We start from the raw sequence: 15,667 nt of genomic DNA on the forward strand, positions 1-15,667 counted from the left end.
GATGCTTCTGCGTGCGTCCACACACGCACTCGATGAAGTGCCCGCCGCCCGCCTCGGGGCGGCGGGCGTCAAGCATGTGGCGAGCCACGTGTCCGTTCGTGCAGGCCGGCAGAGGACTGTCATGGTCGACCTGACGTTGCGTCACGGTACCTCCCGGCGCAATGCGCGTTCGGCATCCCGCAGATGCTGCACTGTGTCGGTGTCGATCCGGTCTAGCGCCTCGGCGATGGTGTAGTCCATCTCGGCCAGCCAATCGTGGCGATTCAGCACCAGAGCGGCGGTCAGTGCCTCCCCGGTGGACAAGGGGCCAGGCCCTCCCATACGCGCGGCGGTGCGAGCAACCTCGATCGTGCGCTGCAGGTTCATGGCTGCGTCCTCCACGCGGCGCCGAGCTGGGCGCGTGCTTCCTCGACACGCATGAGGCGCAGGCCCCAGCGCACCGACCAGGTGCGCGCCTGCTGCTCGTCGCAGGTCAGGATCAGTTGCCCGGAAGACTCCAGGCGATCAGCGCGAAACGTGAACAACATTTCGTCCAGCTCGATGACCTCCTGCAGGCCGAGTTTCTGACAGAGAGCCTCGGCGTTGAGAGATTTGGCGCTGCCTTGCGGGCCGAGAAGGATGACGGACTCAGCCATGTGCAGCCTCCCGCCGCACAGCCATGCGAGCACGGCGCCGCAGGCGCTGCGGCACCTGTCCAACGGCCAGGCCGGTCTGGGTGAGGCGCGGACGGCGCGACGTCCACAGCTTGTAGACCAGCGCGCCGCCGGCGGCCGGCGCCAGGACCACCACCAGAGCGAGCAACTCAACCATGGGCCACCTCCCGTGCGGCCTGTGCGACTGCTGCAGCTGCAGCCGCAGTTGGCCTGCGCGGCAGCATGTTGGCGACGTCAAATGGGAAATCCAGGCCGTCCATAAACTCAGCCAACTCGGTGCTAATGCGGTCTTCTGCCGTCGTCCACAGGCGAGGCCCGTCGATGAGTTTCCAGCCGGTGCCAGTGCCACGCCGCCGCTCCCACGTTTGGCGAGCCTCGCGAAGCGGTCCCATGTTCAGGGTGGCAGTGACCACGACCGCACCATGCGTGACGTGCATGGTGATGGTCGCTGAGCAGTCGCCCATGCTGCGGTCGTAGGCGTCAACGATCGGCGTGGTAGCCTCCGGGCCGGGTCCGGTGCCCAAAGCCAGCAGACGTGTTGCCGTGGCTGGACGTGTTCCAGTTTGCTGTTGCATATCGACTCTCCTGAGTTGCGTTGGTGGAGGGCCTTGGGGCGGTGTTACAGCACCGCCCGCCGGCCCGCTGTTGCGGGGGTTAGATCAGGTCGGCGCCAGATGGCGAAATGCTGGGATCAAGCTCGCGCAGGCGCTGCGCGCCGCCGAGGACATCAAGCAGTTCGTGGCGGATGTACTCCGCCACTGCCGCCGGTCCGTCGTGATTGATGCCTGCCTCGATCGCGATGTCGTTGGTCAGCGCGGCAAGCAATGCCGCCGCGTGATACGCGCGCCAGAGTCGGAATTGTTCCTCTTCGCTGATCGAGAAATCAGCGTCCTCCGGCAGCTGTGTGTTCGGATGAGTGGCGTCCATCAAGCCACCTCCAATGCAGGCATTCGCTCTATCACCCATTCCTGCAGGGCAGCGGCCTCAGCTTCCGGCATCACCACGTGCAATGAGCCGATGACCAGGCCAGTGCCGTCATCGACAAGAAACAACGCGCTCGGCTCATCGATCGCGCTGCAGGCGAACATCACCGGTGGGCTGTCATGCAGACCGTCGGCGTACAGCTCTGCCAGCACGTCGGTCGCCCGGATCTGCAGGAGCAGGTAGACGCCAGGAGCGACGCGCAGTGCCTTGTGTAGGTCGCGGCGGCTCACTGGCGCACCTCGGCAAGGTCGGCATTCATGCTGGAAATGGCGGCCTCGACATCGGCCAACGTCAGCGCCTCGGGCGCTTTGCCCATGGCCTGCAGCTTCGCCTGCAGGGCGAGCCAGGCGGTGTGATTCCAGTCGAGGGTGTCGGCAATCAGGCCGAAGTAATGGGCGATCTGGCGCGCGGCATTAGCCGGCGCTTCTTGAGCGTCGTAGGACATGCGGAACTCCGTGCTTTGACAGAAATCCGCCGCCCCGACGCCAATCGGGGTGGCGGACGGTGCGGGTTGGCGTACCGGATACACGGAACCGGCGGGCCTTGCGGCCCCCACGCACCGCCCGCCATAGAACTGGCAGGCACGCGCCCGAGCGAACGCCGGGCGAGAAAAAAGCGCCGAGCATCGATCGATGGGCGCTGTTGCGCCGTGTAAGTACGGGACGCCAATCCCGGTCGCCGATTTTGCGGCGACGCGGTAATAGTTGCTCCGCTGCTGGGTGGAAGTCAACGAAAATTTCTCAAAATTTCCCACATGTGCGAGCGCGCTCATTTCTGGAACACCCAGCACTTCACGGTGGTGCCGACACCGGTCAGATCGTCCTTGAGGACGGCGCTGTTGACGGCCACGTTTGCGGCCATGAACTTGTGCCGGCGCGAGTCACCGAGCAGCGCACGTAGCACCTTGAGATCGGGTACTGGCTGACTGAACTGCGAAGCACGCGCAGCGAAGTGATTGAGGTTGATCGCAATTCGCTGCGCGTCGCGGCTGTGGTTGACCACAGCTTTGCCGTGGCCGGTGGCTTCGAGGTATTCGTAGACCTCCCAGAATTCGTTGACCATCGCGTGGTCTGCGCTGATCGCCTTTTGTCGTTCCAGCGCCATGTCCAACAACGCAAGCCGCGTCTGCTCGACCATGTCGTCAGGTAGAGCGACAACCAGGCGCAGACAGTCGAATAGCGCCAGCATCTGCGCGTGGTTCTTGATGACACGCTCCAGGCGCAGATCCTGTTGAGCGCGAAGCTTGGCCTCAAACACCTTCACCCGCTCAGCGAACAGATCGAGGATTGCGCGCTCCTGGCGGATGGCACGCACGAGGAAGTGGCTGACTTCTTCGACCTGCAGTGCATTGAGGTTGTCGGCCGCGATACGGCTTTCGGTGGTGACCTGCGGCCGCTTGAAATGCAGCTTGACGATACGCGTCAGGATTGCTTCGCTAGCGTCCACAGCGGCGTTCTGGGTGATCACGATCGTGCCGCGAAACGGCGGCTCGTAGGTCTCGTTGCCGCCATTGCGCACGCCACGCGTTGCCAGCGTGCCGCCGCCGAAGAAGTCCTTCAGCTCATCCCACTCAAACGTCTTGGAATGCGCTTTGTCTGGCTCGCTTCGATCGGCTTCCAGCAGGACGACGGGCATACCGGACACCTGACCCATGGCGCGCGCACGGCCGGCCTTGGACGACTTGGCCGGGTCGAAGCCCTCGTAGTCCGATCGGCCCAGCAGCTTCCACAGGAACGTCAGCAGCGTGGTCTTGCCGGCGCCGGCTTCACCAGTGGCTTCAAGGAAAGGAAAGCTCTTGTGCCCGGCGCGGATCTGCTCGGCGAACAACGAGCCAAACCAGAACGTCATGGCGACCATGCCGTGCGTGCCGAAGCACTGCCACAGCCACGGTAGCCAATCCACGCGGAACGCCTCGGTGTCGCGCTGGATCTCCAAACGGATGGATTTCTGCGTGGTCTTAAGACGCAGCTTGTCGAACTCGAAATAGTCCTCCTCGTTGGCCGTCACCAGCTCGCCGTCGCGCACGGCCATGTCGCCGAGCAAATAGGCGCGGTGATCCTTGCTGTAGCCCACGAAGTCGATGGCGTCCACCGTCTTGATCGCCTCGGTTTGCTCCTCGATCAGGCGGTCCAACTGGTGGCCGGTGCCGGTGAACATGGCGCCGGCGGCCAGCGAGATGAGACGCTTTTTGAACTCGGACGCGCTGGAGACATGACCACCGGTAAAGGTGCCCTTTACGCTAGGGCCGTCGTGCGGAAAATCGACGCGGAAGTAGTACCAGCTCTCATCCGTGACTTCCTGGCGTTGGAAGTACAGCGCCTCGGGGTAGCAGTTGGCGATCTTCTGGACGGAGCACGCGGCGCGCTTAATCTTCTTCAGATCCTCGGCCGCGACCTCGTCGCCGTCGTCGGCATCGATGTCGCCCAGCTTCTCCTTGCGCAGCTTGTCGAAGCGCTGCGTATCGAAATCGAACCAATACAGGCGTGAGCGGTACTCCAGCCAGAAGTCGTTGCGGCCGTCGTGCTCGAACATCAGCAGGCCTTTGTCCACTGCCGAGCGGGCCACAAGCAGGTCGCCCTGGTAGCGGGCTTCCTTGACGTCGTTGTCCCACTGCTTGGGATCATCGGACGCGATAGCGCGCAGATGCAGGTCGTTCCAGTCGGTCTTCTTGCTATCGCGCTGGACGATCTGCGCTGCCCGCGAGTCGAAGCCCAACGCTGCTGCACGCTTGATGTGCTTGTGCGTGTACGCACGGGCGCCTGGCTCGTTGTCCAGTGCCCACACAAGCGTCGGAAGATCGGCCATGCGTGCCTTGCACAGCTCGCGCAGCGATTCCTCTGGGAATGCGTTGGAAGACATGGCCGATACCGCGCACACGCCGTGCTGCAGGAGCGCGATCGCATCAAAGATGCCCTCTACGATCCACACCTCGCGCGCCGTCTGCATGGCTGTCAGCGCGGCAGGCGCCGCCCACCACACACCCGCATAGCTCTGGCCTGGCGCAAAGCGCGCCTTCTGCTTGCCGAAGCGGTGCGGGCGATCGATCAGCCGCTCCCACCAGCCTCCCTTGATCAGCGGGAAACGCACCGTCGCGGTGCCGGCGCTGATCTTGCGATCGTAATGGCTCTCCTGGGTGTAGAGACCTTTCAGCGGCGCCAGGTCGAAACCACGCGAGAACTGCAGGTAGGCGTCGGCCGCAGCATTGGGAGCCGCAGGCGTTGGCTGGAAGCGCTTGGACCAGTCGTCGAACAGGTCGTCGTACAGATCCTTGACGTGAAGCTCGCGCCCGCACTTGGATTGGCGGCCGCACTTCACGACCCATGGTTTGAGATGGTTGGTGTAGAGCTCTTTCTTGCTGCACGACGGACATTTGCCGCCGCGCATGTACTCGGTACCGCTCCGGTGCTTGAGTCCGTAATCCCGTTCTAGTCGGGACAGCACCTGTTGCCGCAGATCCTCTTGCATCGAACTTCCTTAGACGCCGAGCCGGCGCCGAGGCGCGAGCGAAGCTGTAGCGTTGTCGATCACGACATAAGCGCCGCCGGCACGGCGGTGTGCGTCAACGGCGGCTGCGAGCAGGCGTGCCTCTTCGTGCTTTGCGTGCGGCGCGATGCGCTGCGGCACATTGCTGGCCGCATCAACGAATCGCGGCTCCTGTGCGGTGAACCAGCTATTGGCGTGCATCACGAGCCGACCTCAGTGTTTGCGTGTTGGAGATGGAACAAAACGGCGGCGGCATCGGTCAGCACGACAAGGCGCTCATTGGCGCTGTCAGACGTTGCAAGTCCTTCGCGCATGAGAGTGGCCACCACGACCGCACCGAAGCGCTGCGCGGTCTGCACAGGCGCATTGCGGCCGATGTAACCGTGCTCGGTTTTCAACAGGCCGCCATGAACTAGCGCGACTTCCAGGCAAAGCTTCGCCGTGGGCGGCAAAGCCGCCCAATCAAGGGTCTTTCGCATTAGGGGTGCCTCAGATGTGAGGGAAGAACGGCTCGCCGCCTACGGGAATCAGATCCAGCTGGCGGTCGCCTAGCGATTCGCGGTAGGCCTGCAGCGCTTGGGCGCGCTCATACGCCGGTGTCGGTGGAAGCTCGCTGTGTGAGGTGGGCACGCCGCTGGGACTGGCGATACCTGTTAACTCCGAGTGGCCCGTGTAAGTAGCACCACACATCGGGTTCTCGCACACGTAGGAGTCATGCCGCAGGAACTTATGTGCGAGAAAACTGGTTCTTTTGATGAGCCTTGCGCTACATGCTTCGCAGCGAAAAACGATTTTTTTCCGACCGAACATGCTCACCCCCTTGAGCTTTTGGCGGTTGGGATTTGTGTGGCACTATTGGGTGGTGCCTTGAGACCCAAAGCGATTGCCGCCTTGTGGGACTCGCCATATTTGCCTTGAGAACGGCCACGGAGCAGGTCATGTACGACCGACCGATCCACGCCGTTCTGCCTGGCGAATGCCGAGACCGTGATGCCATTTGCTTCAAGCCACTGTCGCGCCTGTTCCGGGCTGCGGGGCGTGAACTGCTGCATTTGACTCTTACGGGGCATGTGGCGGTTCCGTTTACTTTTGGGAATTTTGTGGACTTAACTCAACATTGTCAAGTAAGGAAATGCCTGAATGACCGTAGGGAAACGCCTGAAGGATGAGCGCAAGCGGCTTGGCCTGACGCAGGACGAGATGGCAGTGCAACTCGGCCTCACGCGCTACGCGCAATTGAACTTTGAGAAAGACATCAACCTGCCCGGCGGAGCGTATCTACTGGCCGCGCTAGATCGTGGCGTTGATGTCATGTACGTGCTTTCTGGACAAAGGGCCCAGTTGGATCCCGCCGACAGGCTTCTGCTGTCTGCGTTCAAAGACGCGTCACCGGCTGCTCGCAACGCTGCGCTTGCTGCATTGGGCTTGTTGAGCGATGCCTCGTCTTCCAAGGCTAGCCCCGGCCCTGTCTTATCGTTCAACAACAACGAAATCGGCTCCGTGATTTCTACCACCGCATCGATCGATCAGAGCAACATGCAGATCAACGTTGGCGGACGCAAAAAAAAGAAGTCCTGATCAAGCTAAACATAGGACAGCTGGTCCTCGCAAAAGAGTGCGTTATCGGCAGCGACCGGCAGACGTTTAGAGGCTGAAAATCGCAAGGCATACTAGGTAAAAAAAAAGCCGCCGGTGTCTGACCGGCGGCTTTCAAGATGTCGGTGCGTAGCTCCTTGCGATCCATTCGCCGCCCTCCTGGCAGCGCGAGATGACCTGACATCCGATCATAGATTGACTCGAAGATTACCAATCTGCAGTAGGTAAAGTCTGAATTCAAAATAGGATTTTTCTGTTTTACGCCTGTCTTGGTGCTCTAAATAATTAGGTTGCAGCGTGCCTTGTATCCGCTTTAGGCTCCTGGATTAGCGATCTGGTTAGATTTGCCCAATCTTTGGAAAAGAGCAGGAAAGATGTCAGGATTAGGTAAAAATCCTCTGCTTTTTCTTTCCCTATTTTATCCAAATACAGCAAAAATTCGCCATCATAATGATGGCTAATTTTGTTCCTGTAGGGCTGATAATTTTTTACTTTATCTATTTTGTGGTGCTTTAGCATTCTTCCGATTTCAGCTTGTGCTGCAAATTTTCCAGATCTTCGGCGGCCTGCAATAACTTGTAGTGCTGGCGATCCATGCTTCGTGTACCAAGTGTAGGCTTCAAAAAGTTTTGATACCGCGTCTGAGATCATAAGCAGCTTTGCCAATGGCTCTGAACACTGTTCAATTGCGACTATTAATCGAGTCATATCCAGGTGGAGTATTGCTGCCATAGCCCATGCTTCCTTCTCATCGAGCGGAGTATCGGAATAGCTAGGACTAAGTGATGCATCTATCGCGTTCTGTGCGTTTTTCGAGGCGTCGCTGAGTGCCTGGGAAAGGCGCGCAGATTGCGTGAGCATATGTGGATGTACCTCATGTAAAGTTTAGAAGTTAGAGATTGCTAGTCGAGCACGCTTTCAAGCTTGAGCGATGTCTTGAATCCGTCGCCCCCAATAGTGTGCAGTGTCTCTCCGATAAGCCAGCGTTGCGTATCGATCTCAGGCTTTAAACCGCTAAACGTCACCCGCAGCTCGGGAAAGACATCCGCCCGGCCGAGAGCCAACGTGTACTCGAACTTCGCCACGCCGCGTTTCACCCGCTCCAGCTCCGCATGCGCATGCTGGCGTGCCGTTGCCTCATCGGCATACGACTCGCGCAGGCGCTTGGCGTTGTCGTCTTTGCCGACCAGCACCGACTGCCGCCGTGCCTTGCCTTTGTCCACCCAGTACGCGCGCACGCCGGTGTAGGCATCGCGGTCGGCAACGGAGTAACGGTGTTGGTCGCCTTCGCGCCGCGTCAGGGTGACAGTCGGCAGCGGTTTGCCGGTCGCTGTGGTGCCGGCGCCGATCGGCGCAAACACCAATGCTCCTGCCTTGACCGTGGCGACCGCATCGAAGCGCTGGCCCAGGCGCGTGAGCAGATTCATATCGCTCTCGTTGGCCTGGTCGAGATGGGGCAACTTAGTGCGTGCCAGCGCCTCCGCCACGCGCGGGGTCAGTCCATGCTCGCCGGCCAGGGTATTGAGCACGGCGCCCAACGTGGTGTTGTGCCAGCTGCGCTCGCGCCGCGTGCGCATGTCTGCAGTCAGATCCGCACTACGCGCGCGCACGGTGATGATGTCGGGCGCGCCGCTGTACTCCACCTCGTCCACGATGAAGGTGCCTTTGTCGACCAGGCCGGTGGCTTTCCAGCCCAGCGCCACAGCTAGGCGCACGCCGCGTTTGGGCAGCGCCATCTTGCCGTCGTGGTCGTGGATGCGCAGATCCAGTTGGTCGGCTTCGCCGCCACGGCATTCGGTGAGGGTGAGATCGAGCAAGCGCGGTGCGATGCGCTCGGTGAGGTCTGTGCCATCGAGCAGCACGCGCCATTGCGGAATGGGGTAGCTCATGTGGCGGTCGCCTCGGGCGCGACGTCGTCGGTGCGGCGCAGGCTCAGTTGGAACTCGACACGGCGCGGTGTTCCATCGGGGAAGAACAGCGAGGCCGTCTCGTTGACCGACAGCAGCACATACGGCCCATACACCCAGCCCGTGCCATCGACCAGCGGCAGCGGCTCGCCGGCGGCTGCGAGTCTGCGCAGCGTGGTCAGCGATCCACGCGAGCCGGTCAAGTCCGGCGCGATCAGGCCTGATAGCTCGATCGTTTCATCGCCTGGACCCAGGAACTGGCTGGCCGCTCGCGCACCGACGCGCTCGCTGGTGGGGTGGCGCCAACTCATCTGCCGCTGCAGCTGCAGATACGCAGCGCTATCGAGGGCAAACACAAACGTGCCGTAGGACATCATCATCGGGGGTGATCCTCAGTCGTCACGCAGGCTGGAGCGGCGCGTGGCCGCCGTGCGCCGGTCGCGCTCTTCAAGTTGGCGGGCGACTTCGCGCGCCAGTGCGGTCGCATCCATGCCCGGTGCGGCATGGACGTGGATGACGTAGCTGTTGCCGCCTGCAGGTGCGCTGGCGGCGCGCGCAGGGGCCGACAGCGGCGCGCGGCTATCGATCGCTGCCACGGGCGCTGTGGCCGTCGCCAATGCCAAGCCAGCGCCCACCGCTCGCATCCGGTTGCCAAGCGCCATGACGGCCTGCACAGGCGCGCCCTGGCCGCGCTGCAGACCTACGGTGAGGCCCTGCATGGTGAAGTCGCCCAGTTGAGCGAACACGCGCGAGGGGCTGTGGATGCCCAGCAGGCCCTTGAAGCGATCGACCACACCGGTGCCGACGCTGGCGATCGCGTTACTGGCGGCGCCGAGCTTGGAGCGGATGCCCTGGACAAGGCCGCTGATCATGTCGGCGCCGGCCTGCAGCATCCGGGCCGGCCAGTTGGCCAGCTGCAGGTTGATGCCGGCCCACAGCTGCAACAGCCCTTGGCGGATGCGATCGCCGTTGCCGGTGAACACGCCCACGATCAGCGACCACGTGCCCTGGACGGTTTGCCACACGCCGCCGAGGATCTGCTTGATCACCGGCAACACGAACATAAACGCCTGCACCAGCCAGCCGATCGCCTTGACGGCCAGCTGCAGCTGCGTGACCAGCATCGCGCCAATGATCTGTCCGAAGCCGCGACCGGCTTGAGTTGCACCGTGCAACTGCGCGGTGGTGGCCTCGAACGGCGTCAGCAGCTGCTTGACCCACCCCCAGGCCTGGCCCATCGCAGCGGCCACGGTGTCCCACACAGGCGCCAGTGGCGCGAGTGCGGTCTTCAACTCGGCGAGGACCGGCGCGGCGACATCGACGATGCCTTGCCACACGCCGATGGCGAACGCCTTGATCGGCCCCCAGTACTTCCACACCAGCAGCGCCACCGCCGCGACGGCCGCGCCGATCGCCAGCACCGGCAGGCTAATGCCGCCGAGCAGCGGCAGCAGCAGGCGCGCGCCGTTGGCGAGCATGGGCAGCACGCGGCCGCCGAACGCCAGTCCCTGCCGCAGCAGCGCACCAAAGCCGCCACCGCCCGACAGCAGCGCCACGGCGCCGTGGATCTGCGAGAACGCCATTGCGGCTACACCACCGGCGACCAGCAGCCCGCCCAGGATGGTGAGCAACGCCGCGCCGCCGATTGCCACCTTGGCGATCGCACTCACCAGCACCGGATTGGCGCGGATCCACGTTGTGACCTGGCCGACCACCGCAGCGGTGCGCTCGGTCAGTTGCTTGAACTGCGGCAGCAGGGTCTGGCCGATCGATTGCGACACCACCACGGCGGTGTTCTTCAGCAGCTGCAGCGAGTTGGCCGAGGTGGCCACCCGCGAGGCGTACTCGGCCGACATCGAGCCGCCGTAGCGCTGCGCATCGGCCACCTTGGCGAAGTTGCCCTGCAGCAGTTCCAGATTGGTCAGCAACGGCGCGATCGCACCGATCGACTCGCGGCCGAACAGCTGCGTCATCGTCGCGGCCTGCTCGGCCTTGGGCAGTGCGCGCAGCTTCTGCAGCACCGACATGATCGCCCCGCCTGCGTCCTTCTGCATTACCTCAGCCATGGCGGTGGCCTTGATGCCCAGCTTATCGAAGGCCTCGCGCTGGCTCTTGGTGGCCGACTCGCCGGACGCCAGGGTGAGCAGCATGTTCTTGATGCCGGTGGCCGAGACTTCCGACTCGATGCCCATGCCGGCGACGGTGGCGCCCAGTGCGGCCAGTGGCCCGCTCTGCAGGCCGGCGACTTCGCCCAGGGCACCAATGCGGTTCACCACCGCGCTGATCTTGTTGACGCTGGCCGGGCCGGTGTTGCCGAGGTAGTTGATCTTGTCGGCCAGCACGACGACCTCGGCCTGGCCCATGCGAAACGCCGTGCGCCAGGTCGCCATGGTCTGGCCGGCGTCCTCGGCGCTGCTGTCGAAGGCCACGCCCATCTTCGCCGCGTCCTCGGCGAAGCGGACCAGCTCCTGGCGCGGGATGGCCGCCTGGCCGGCGGCCGCGACGATCTTGGCAATCTCGGCCGGCAGCATCGGCAACCGCATCGAGAGGTTCTCGACATCGCGGCCCATCTGCAAGAACTGCTGCGGCGTCTTGAAGTCCACGACCTTGCGCACATCGGCCATCGCGGACTCGAACTCCATCGCATCGCTGATCGGCAGCGCGGTAGCACCCAGTGCGCGCTGGCCGGCGAACGCCATGCCGGCGCCGTAGGCGCTCGCCTGCAGGCCGGCGTTCTGGATGCGGGCGCTGCGACGCTGTGCAGCATCGATCGCCGCCAAGCGCTGCTGCTGGGCGCGCATGGCGGTGTTGGTGCTTTCGATCTCAGTGCGCAGGCGCCGCTCGTGCGTGACCAGCTCGCGTGTGCTGATTCCGGCCGTTTCCAAACGACCACGCAGGCGCTGCAGGCCTGCCTCCTGCGCGCCGTGCGCGGTCTTGAGTTCGCGTGCAGTGCGCACGGCGCGTTCGAACTCGGCATTCGTGGCGGCGGTGGGCGTGCCGGTGGCTTTGATCTGCTGGGCAAGCGTGCGCACCGATTGCCGCTGCGCATCGAGCGCGGTCTTGGCACGCTGTGCCAACGCCACCTGTTCGCGATAGGCGCCGATGTCGCGGTGCTGGCTGTTGAGTTGACGCAGCGCGTCGCGCTGATTGCGCAGTGCGGTGGCAACGCCACGGCTTCCATTGAGCACACGCCGGAACGGGCCGGTGGCGCGATCGACGGCGGCCAGGATGACCTGCAGGCGCAGATTGTCGGAGGCCGCCATTTAGGCGGCCTCGTTCGTTGGGTGGGGCATCATTCGGCTCCGCTTCGTAGGCGGGCACGCTCGCGCCACGCCGTGAGTTCGTGCAGCGACCAGCCGTCCATTTCAGACGGCGGCCAGTGGAAGATGGCCGCGATGTCGGCCATCGCATCCTCTACGCAGTCGGGAAATCCGCTTCCCTCTGGGCCTTCGGCAAGAAAAAAACCTGCACCTCCTGGCCTACCGCCAGCAGGTCGGCCGGATCCATCGCATTGACGTCGGCGGTGGTCAGCGTGGGCGAGGAAATGCGAGGCAGCAGTGTTGCCAGCGCGGTGACATCCAGCTGCAGCACGTCGGTGAGCTTGAGGCCGCGCAGTTCGCCTGCGCCGGGCTTGCGGACCTTGAGGTCGGTGATGGTCTGCTCGCCGCGCGTGATGGGCTGGTCGAGGGGAATGGCTGGGGAAAAGGTCGGGGTCATCGGAAGGTCTCAAGGCGGAGGCCCGGCGGCGCCAGGCCGGAAGGGTCAGGCACCGATGGCGCGGCGGTGAGGGGCAAGCAGATCCACGCCGTTGACGATCTCGATCATGTTCATCAAATCGATCTCGATTACGGGCACGCCGTTGATACTCAGCTTGTAGTAGCTGGCCGACGTCTTGACCGAAAACTCGGTGTCATCGCCGGACTTGCCGGTACCGGGATCAATCTCCTTGTGACGGCCGCGCACAACAATTTCCACCGCATCCACCTCGGTGGAATCGTCGCGCTGGTAGGCGCCGGCAAAGCGCAGCTGCACGGCGTTGTGCGTGGTGGCGCCGTACTGATTCAGTACGCTGCGCATCAGGCCGCCGCACTTCCATTCGAGCTCGATCTTCTCCTGGCCGAAGTCGATGTCGACCGGGCCATTCATACCGCCGCCGCGATACTCCTCCATCTTGCGGGACAGCGTGGGCAGCTTCACTTCGACCACCTGGCCGAGATAGCTCTCACCGTCGTTGAACAGGTTGAGCGCTTTGAGTTTCTTGGGCAAAGCCATGGGGTTCTCCGGGAATCTGAGGCGGGTGCGTTACGCGTTGACGCGTTCGGCGAAGTCGGCCAGGTAGCTGGTGGTGATCTTCTTGTACAGCTGCAAGTTCTCCAGCGGTGGCACCGGCGTGTAGTCGTAATCGATGCGCAGCGCGCCATCGGCGAGCGTGGTGGCGCTGTTGACCATGCCGTCGTACCAGGCGTTGGCATCGATCAAGTAGCCCGACGACTTCAGGTCGCGGAACTTGGCGTTGATCGTTTCGATCAGATCCCTGACCAGCGAGGGGTGCATCGGTTTGTCGACGTAGAACGCCACGCCTTCGGCGATGGTGTCGGCCAGGATCTGCGCGGTGCGCGTGGCCGTCTCGAAGGCGAACATGTTGTCCTCCGCGCACGTGCGCGATCCCCAGAAGCGCTGGCCGTTGAACGTCACCAGCGTGGTGATGTCGCCCTCGTTGAGGATGCCGGCATCGGTGGCCGGATCCTGCAGATCCCAATGCACATCCTTGGAGATGCCGGTGACGCCAGCCACGGGCACGTTGGACAGGCTCTTGTGCCAGCCCTGTTCGGTGTCGATCTTGGCACGCAGGCCGAGCGCACGCGCAGTGGCATATGCCGCCGTCGTGGTGCTGGTAGCGGTGTCGAAAGCCAGGAAGTCCGGCCAGATCAGCATCAACTCGCGATCGCTGAACTGCCCACGGTAGGTGACCGCCTCGGCCACGGTGTCTGCGACAGGCCGCGCATACGCCATGGCGCGCAGCTTCTTGGCGATGGTCGCCAATGCCTTGGCCACCGGCAGCGTGTCCAGGCCCGGCGCGCCCAGGATGCGCGGGCGCACGCCCAGCTGCGCTTGCGCGGCGAGCAGCGCATACAAGCCGGTATAGCCGCTGGACTTGGCCTCGCCGATGACGTTGGTCGATGTCTTGGCCGCATCTTCGCCATCGGCCACACGCACGACGATGGTCACCGGGTTGGTCTGGTCGGCAATGCCCTGCAGCGTGGCGCGCAAGGTGCCCTGGGTGCCGGCGCTGGCGACCGCACCAAGCACATCGGTGATCAGCACCGGCTTGTTGAGCGGGAAGATGGTCTCGTCCGCATCGGCGGCCGTGGCGACCAGGCCGACGACAGCAGTGGAGACGGTGCGGATGGTGCGCGTGCCCGCGCTGACTTCGATGACGCGAACGCCGTGGTGGTAGGCAGTGGACATAGGTTCCTCGATCAGGACGAGCGGAAGCGGAGCGGAATGGTCATGCGCGAGCGCGCATTGGCAGGAGCAACGTCGGTGCGTTCGCCTTCGATGGTCAGCACGAAGCTGCCAGGCGCATCACCGACGACAAGGTCGACGCGGGTCAGGCGCAGGCGCGGCTCCCAGCGCATCAACGCGGTGGCGGTGGCGCCGTAGAGCAGCGTGCGGGTGGCGCCGTTGAACGGCTGGTCGATCAGCTCGGGCAGCAGCGAGCCAAAGTCGCGGCGCTGCTCGCGTGTGCCGATGGGTGTGGTGAGGATGCAGGCGATCGATTGGGCCAGGTGCTGCTCGCCCTCGATCACATGCCCAGTGGTGGCATCGACGCCGATCACTGCGGACCACCGCTGAGTGCGCTGCCGGCGGTCACGCCGGTGGTCTTGTGATTCTTGAGGCTGATCCCGCCGCCGAGCACGTCGGTGGTTGCCGTCGCGGTACCGGTGATGGTGGCATCACCATTGAGCATCGTTTCGCCGTTGACCGTCAGCGGGCCGTTGAGCGTGATGCCGCCATCGGCGGTGATGGTCGCGGTCCCGCCGCTGGGCAACGTCGCCTGCAGCGCATGCGCGTCGGTGTCGTAGTGGATCTGCGCGCCATCGGCAAAGCGCAGCACGTGGAGCGTGTCGGACGCGGCAGGCGCTGCGAATTGGTCGGAGTACAGGCCCCGTAGCACCACGCCATCGGCCAGGTCGCCAGCCGGCGATAGCACCACCACCTGTTCGCCAATCGTCGGCGCCGACCAGATGATGGTGGTGCCAGCCAGTGTGACCACCCAGGGCAGATAGTCGGTCAACATCTCGCCGACCTGCACGCGGCATCGCGCGGTGGCGAGATTCACCTCGGCGACGGTGCCGAGGCGAATGGCGTTACTCAGTGCGGAGGATGCGTTGCCCATGCAGCCATGGTCAGTGGCTGCACGGTCTTGCGCACTGCAATTGGTGCGTAAAGCAGTGGGCTACACAGCCGCTTCTTCAGACGGCTTGGGCTGCACAAACCATGCCTGCGTCGCTTCGTCCCACACCACTGTGCCGTCGATCGAAACCGGTGCGGCCACGGTGGTCAGCTGTCCCGGCAACGCGACGCCGGCGGCCAGGCGCGGTGCGATCGCGCCGGTGGCCTTCTCCCACACCAGTGCAGCGCTGTAGTCCGGATCTGCACGCCAACTCGCGCGTGCATCGTCCCAGACGTTGCGTCGGTAGTCGCCGGGGAGAAACGCGATTGGCTGCGAGGTGGTGTAACCCTGCGGCAGTGCATCGCCCAAGGCAAGCGTGTTGGCGACTGGCGTGGCGGTGTCGGTGCTGTAGAGCATCACGCCGCGATAGTCCGGCACCAGCTCCCAGCTTGCAGACGTTGGCGACAGGCGGTGCCGCTGATACAGCCCTGCAGGCGGCGCCGGTGCGGTGGCAACCGTGTTGGGAGGCAGCGGGTAGCGTCCCTCCAACTCGGAGAGATAGACAGTCACCGGGCCGGTGTATTCACCGGTGGTGGCGTCGTAAGCGTATGCAGTGCTGGTGCGTGGCAGCGGGTTGGTCATGGTCA

The 15,667-nt window shown here is 63.7% G+C and carries 24 protein-coding genes and 1 pseudogene; 1 reads left to right on the forward strand and 24 read right to left on the reverse strand.

Features of this window, described 5'->3' with window-relative positions:
* Positions 1–141: 141 nt before the first annotated feature.
* The 13 genes and pseudogenes from RQH86_RS08225 to RQH86_RS08285 all read right to left on the reverse strand — a co-directional run bounded on the left by RQH86_RS08225 (position 142) and on the right by RQH86_RS08285 (position 6,190).
* Entirely contained in the window at positions 142–366 is a 225-nt protein-coding gene (locus RQH86_RS08225; protein WP_180315900.1) for a hypothetical protein, read from the reverse strand.
* Positions 363–635: a hypothetical protein gene (locus RQH86_RS08230; protein WP_192012371.1), complete on the reverse strand. Its 273-nt coding sequence runs from the start codon at positions 633–635 to the stop codon at positions 363–365. The genes RQH86_RS08225 and RQH86_RS08230 overlap by 4 nt, the downstream gene beginning before the upstream one ends.
* Positions 628–810, reverse strand: a complete 183-nt coding sequence (locus tag RQH86_RS08235) for a hypothetical protein (protein ID WP_168960011.1) — start codon at positions 808–810, stop codon at positions 628–630. The genes RQH86_RS08230 and RQH86_RS08235 overlap by 8 nt, the downstream gene beginning before the upstream one ends.
* Positions 803–1,228, reverse strand: coding sequence for a hypothetical protein (locus tag RQH86_RS08240; protein ID WP_311238371.1), 426 nt, complete (start codon positions 1,226–1,228; stop codon positions 803–805). The genes RQH86_RS08235 and RQH86_RS08240 overlap by 8 nt, the downstream gene beginning before the upstream one ends.
* A gap of 79 nt (positions 1,229–1,307) precedes the next feature.
* On the reverse strand, positions 1,308–1,580 hold the full coding sequence (locus tag RQH86_RS08245) for a hypothetical protein (RefSeq protein ID WP_057672057.1): 273 nt from the start codon (positions 1,578–1,580) through the stop codon (positions 1,308–1,310).
* A complete protein-coding gene (locus tag RQH86_RS08250) occupies positions 1,580–1,867 on the reverse strand; it encodes a hypothetical protein (protein ID WP_184351969.1) in 288 nt (95 codons plus the stop codon). Before RQH86_RS08250 ends, RQH86_RS08245 begins: the two co-directional genes overlap by 1 nt.
* Positions 1,864–2,082: a hypothetical protein gene (locus tag RQH86_RS08255; RefSeq protein ID WP_311238372.1), complete on the reverse strand. Its 219-nt coding sequence runs from the start codon at positions 2,080–2,082 to the stop codon at positions 1,864–1,866. Before RQH86_RS08255 ends, RQH86_RS08250 begins: the two co-directional genes overlap by 4 nt.
* A gap of 323 nt (positions 2,083–2,405) precedes the next feature.
* Positions 2,406–5,102 carry a toprim domain-containing protein gene (locus tag RQH86_RS08260; protein WP_311238373.1) on the reverse strand — a complete coding sequence of 899 codons (2,697 nt, stop codon included), beginning with the start codon at positions 5,100–5,102 and terminating at the stop codon, positions 2,406–2,408.
* Between the two features lie 9 nt (positions 5,103–5,111).
* Positions 5,112–5,324: a hypothetical protein gene (locus RQH86_RS08265; protein ID WP_311238374.1), complete on the reverse strand. Its 213-nt coding sequence runs from the start codon at positions 5,322–5,324 to the stop codon at positions 5,112–5,114.
* On the reverse strand, positions 5,321–5,599 hold the full coding sequence (locus RQH86_RS08270) for a hypothetical protein (protein ID WP_311238375.1): 279 nt from the start codon (positions 5,597–5,599) through the stop codon (positions 5,321–5,323). Before RQH86_RS08270 ends, RQH86_RS08265 begins: the two co-directional genes overlap by 4 nt.
* A gap of 10 nt (positions 5,600–5,609) precedes the next feature.
* Positions 5,610–5,750, reverse strand: a complete 141-nt coding sequence (locus tag RQH86_RS08275) for a hypothetical protein (RefSeq protein WP_311238414.1) — start codon at positions 5,748–5,750, stop codon at positions 5,610–5,612.
* A gap of 36 nt (positions 5,751–5,786) precedes the next feature.
* Positions 5,787–5,930: pseudogene (locus tag RQH86_RS08280) on the reverse strand (ogr/Delta-like zinc finger family protein); the annotation flags it as partial.
* A gap of 2 nt (positions 5,931–5,932) precedes the next feature.
* Positions 5,933–6,190: a DNA-binding protein gene (locus RQH86_RS08285; RefSeq protein ID WP_057672068.1), complete on the reverse strand. Its 258-nt coding sequence runs from the start codon at positions 6,188–6,190 to the stop codon at positions 5,933–5,935.
* 70 nt (positions 6,191–6,260) lie between these two features.
* Between RQH86_RS08285 and RQH86_RS08290 the strand changes: the two genes are divergently transcribed.
* Positions 6,261–6,698 carry a helix-turn-helix domain-containing protein gene (locus RQH86_RS08290; protein WP_311238376.1) on the forward strand — a complete coding sequence of 146 codons (438 nt, stop codon included), beginning with the start codon at positions 6,261–6,263 and terminating at the stop codon, positions 6,696–6,698.
* A gap of 303 nt (positions 6,699–7,001) precedes the next feature.
* Here the strand turns inward: RQH86_RS08290 and RQH86_RS08295 are convergent, their stop codons facing one another.
* Genes RQH86_RS08295 through RQH86_RS08345 form a run of 11 tightly spaced genes read right to left on the reverse strand, consistent with a single transcriptional unit; the run spans position 7,002 to position 15,662 of the window.
* Positions 7,002–7,577 carry a hypothetical protein gene (locus tag RQH86_RS08295; protein WP_311238377.1) on the reverse strand — a complete coding sequence of 192 codons (576 nt, stop codon included), beginning with the start codon at positions 7,575–7,577 and terminating at the stop codon, positions 7,002–7,004.
* 41 nt (positions 7,578–7,618) lie between these two features.
* Positions 7,619–8,605, reverse strand: coding sequence for a phage late control D family protein (locus RQH86_RS08300; RefSeq protein WP_311238378.1), 987 nt, complete (start codon positions 8,603–8,605; stop codon positions 7,619–7,621).
* Positions 8,602–9,003, reverse strand: a complete 402-nt coding sequence (locus RQH86_RS08305; protein WP_311238379.1) for a phage tail protein — start codon at positions 9,001–9,003, stop codon at positions 8,602–8,604. Before RQH86_RS08305 ends, RQH86_RS08300 begins: the two co-directional genes overlap by 4 nt.
* Before the next feature lie 12 nt (positions 9,004–9,015).
* A complete protein-coding gene (locus RQH86_RS08310; RefSeq protein WP_311238380.1) occupies positions 9,016–11,886 on the reverse strand; it encodes a phage tail tape measure protein in 2,871 nt (956 codons plus the stop codon).
* 29 nt (positions 11,887–11,915) lie between these two features.
* Positions 11,916–12,029, reverse strand: coding sequence for a GpE family phage tail protein (locus tag RQH86_RS08315; RefSeq protein ID WP_005922203.1), 114 nt, complete (start codon positions 12,027–12,029; stop codon positions 11,916–11,918).
* Between the two features lie 8 nt (positions 12,030–12,037).
* Complete coding sequence (locus RQH86_RS08320) at positions 12,038–12,340, reverse strand: phage tail assembly protein (protein WP_011038109.1); 303 nt, start codon at positions 12,338–12,340, stop codon at positions 12,038–12,040.
* Between the two features lie 45 nt (positions 12,341–12,385).
* Positions 12,386–12,895, reverse strand: a complete 510-nt coding sequence (locus RQH86_RS08325) for a phage major tail tube protein (RefSeq protein WP_311238381.1) — start codon at positions 12,893–12,895, stop codon at positions 12,386–12,388.
* A 30-nt stretch (positions 12,896–12,925) separates the two neighbouring features.
* The gene (locus tag RQH86_RS08330; RefSeq protein ID WP_311238382.1) at positions 12,926–14,092 is read right to left on the reverse strand and encodes a phage tail sheath protein; all 1,167 of its coding nucleotides are present in this window, start codon (positions 14,090–14,092) and stop codon (positions 12,926–12,928) included.
* Positions 14,093–14,103: 11 nt separating this feature from the next.
* Entirely contained in the window at positions 14,104–14,463 is a 360-nt protein-coding gene (locus RQH86_RS08335) for a GPW/gp25 family protein (protein WP_311238383.1), read from the reverse strand.
* A complete protein-coding gene (locus tag RQH86_RS08340; RefSeq protein ID WP_311238384.1) occupies positions 14,460–15,023 on the reverse strand; it encodes a phage baseplate assembly protein V in 564 nt (187 codons plus the stop codon). Before RQH86_RS08340 ends, RQH86_RS08335 begins: the two co-directional genes overlap by 4 nt.
* 60 nt (positions 15,024–15,083) lie before the next feature.
* Positions 15,084–15,662, reverse strand: coding sequence for a phage tail protein (locus RQH86_RS08345; protein WP_311238385.1), 579 nt, complete (start codon positions 15,660–15,662; stop codon positions 15,084–15,086).
* Positions 15,663–15,667 lie beyond the last annotated feature (5 nt).

Origin of the sequence: Xanthomonas sp. WCS2018Noco2-27 (assembly GCF_031843525.1) — a bacterium.
GTDB lineage: Bacteria > Pseudomonadota > Gammaproteobacteria > Xanthomonadales > Xanthomonadaceae > Xanthomonas.

What these genes read in the sequence shown, in the direction of transcription:
- RQH86_RS08225 (WP_180315900.1), bottom strand. Translation starts at nt 366, where the DNA reads ATGAACCTGCAGCGCACGATCGAGGTTGCTCGCACCGCCGCGCGTATG.
- RQH86_RS08230 (WP_192012371.1), bottom strand. Translation starts at nt 635, where the DNA reads ATGGCTGAGTCCGTCATCCTTCTCGGCCCGCAAGGCAGCGCCAAATCT.
- RQH86_RS08235 (WP_168960011.1), bottom strand. Translation starts at nt 810, where the DNA reads ATGGTTGAGTTGCTCGCTCTGGTGGTGGTCCTGGCGCCGGCCGCCGGC.
- RQH86_RS08240 (WP_311238371.1), bottom strand. Translation starts at nt 1,228, where the DNA reads ATGCAACAGCAAACTGGAACACGTCCAGCCACGGCAACACGTCTGCTG.
- RQH86_RS08245 (WP_057672057.1), bottom strand. Translation starts at nt 1,580, where the DNA reads ATGGACGCCACTCATCCGAACACACAGCTGCCGGAGGACGCTGATTTC.
- RQH86_RS08255 (WP_311238372.1), bottom strand. Translation starts at nt 2,082, where the DNA reads ATGTCCTACGACGCTCAAGAAGCGCCGGCTAATGCCGCGCGCCAGATC.
- RQH86_RS08260 (WP_311238373.1), bottom strand. Translation starts at nt 5,102, where the DNA reads ATGCAAGAGGATCTGCGGCAACAGGTGCTGTCCCGACTAGAACGGGAT.
- RQH86_RS08270 (WP_311238375.1), bottom strand. Translation starts at nt 5,599, where the DNA reads ATGCGAAAGACCCTTGATTGGGCGGCTTTGCCGCCCACGGCGAAGCTT.
- RQH86_RS08285 (WP_057672068.1), bottom strand. Translation starts at nt 6,190, where the DNA reads ATGCCCCGTAAGAGTCAAATGCAGCAGTTCACGCCCCGCAGCCCGGAA.
- RQH86_RS08290 (WP_311238376.1), top strand. Translation starts at nt 6,261, where the DNA reads ATGACCGTAGGGAAACGCCTGAAGGATGAGCGCAAGCGGCTTGGCCTG.
- RQH86_RS08295 (WP_311238377.1), bottom strand. Translation starts at nt 7,577, where the DNA reads ATGCTCACGCAATCTGCGCGCCTTTCCCAGGCACTCAGCGACGCCTCG.
- RQH86_RS08300 (WP_311238378.1), bottom strand. Translation starts at nt 8,605, where the DNA reads ATGAGCTACCCCATTCCGCAATGGCGCGTGCTGCTCGATGGCACAGAC.
- RQH86_RS08305 (WP_311238379.1), bottom strand. Translation starts at nt 9,003, where the DNA reads ATGATGATGTCCTACGGCACGTTTGTGTTTGCCCTCGATAGCGCTGCG.
- RQH86_RS08310 (WP_311238380.1), bottom strand. Translation starts at nt 11,886, where the DNA reads ATGGCGGCCTCCGACAATCTGCGCCTGCAGGTCATCCTGGCCGCCGTC.
- RQH86_RS08315 (WP_005922203.1), bottom strand. Translation starts at nt 12,029, where the DNA reads ATGGCCGACATCGCGGCCATCTTCCACTGGCCGCCGTCTGAAATGGAC.
- RQH86_RS08320 (WP_011038109.1), bottom strand. Translation starts at nt 12,340, where the DNA reads ATGACCCCGACCTTTTCCCCAGCCATTCCCCTCGACCAGCCCATCACG.
- RQH86_RS08325 (WP_311238381.1), bottom strand. Translation starts at nt 12,895, where the DNA reads ATGGCTTTGCCCAAGAAACTCAAAGCGCTCAACCTGTTCAACGACGGT.
- RQH86_RS08330 (WP_311238382.1), bottom strand. Translation starts at nt 14,092, where the DNA reads ATGTCCACTGCCTACCACCACGGCGTTCGCGTCATCGAAGTCAGCGCG.
- RQH86_RS08340 (WP_311238384.1), bottom strand. Translation starts at nt 15,023, where the DNA reads ATGGGCAACGCATCCTCCGCACTGAGTAACGCCATTCGCCTCGGCACC.
- RQH86_RS08345 (WP_311238385.1), bottom strand. Translation starts at nt 15,662, where the DNA reads ATGACCAACCCGCTGCCACGCACCAGCACTGCATACGCTTACGACGCC.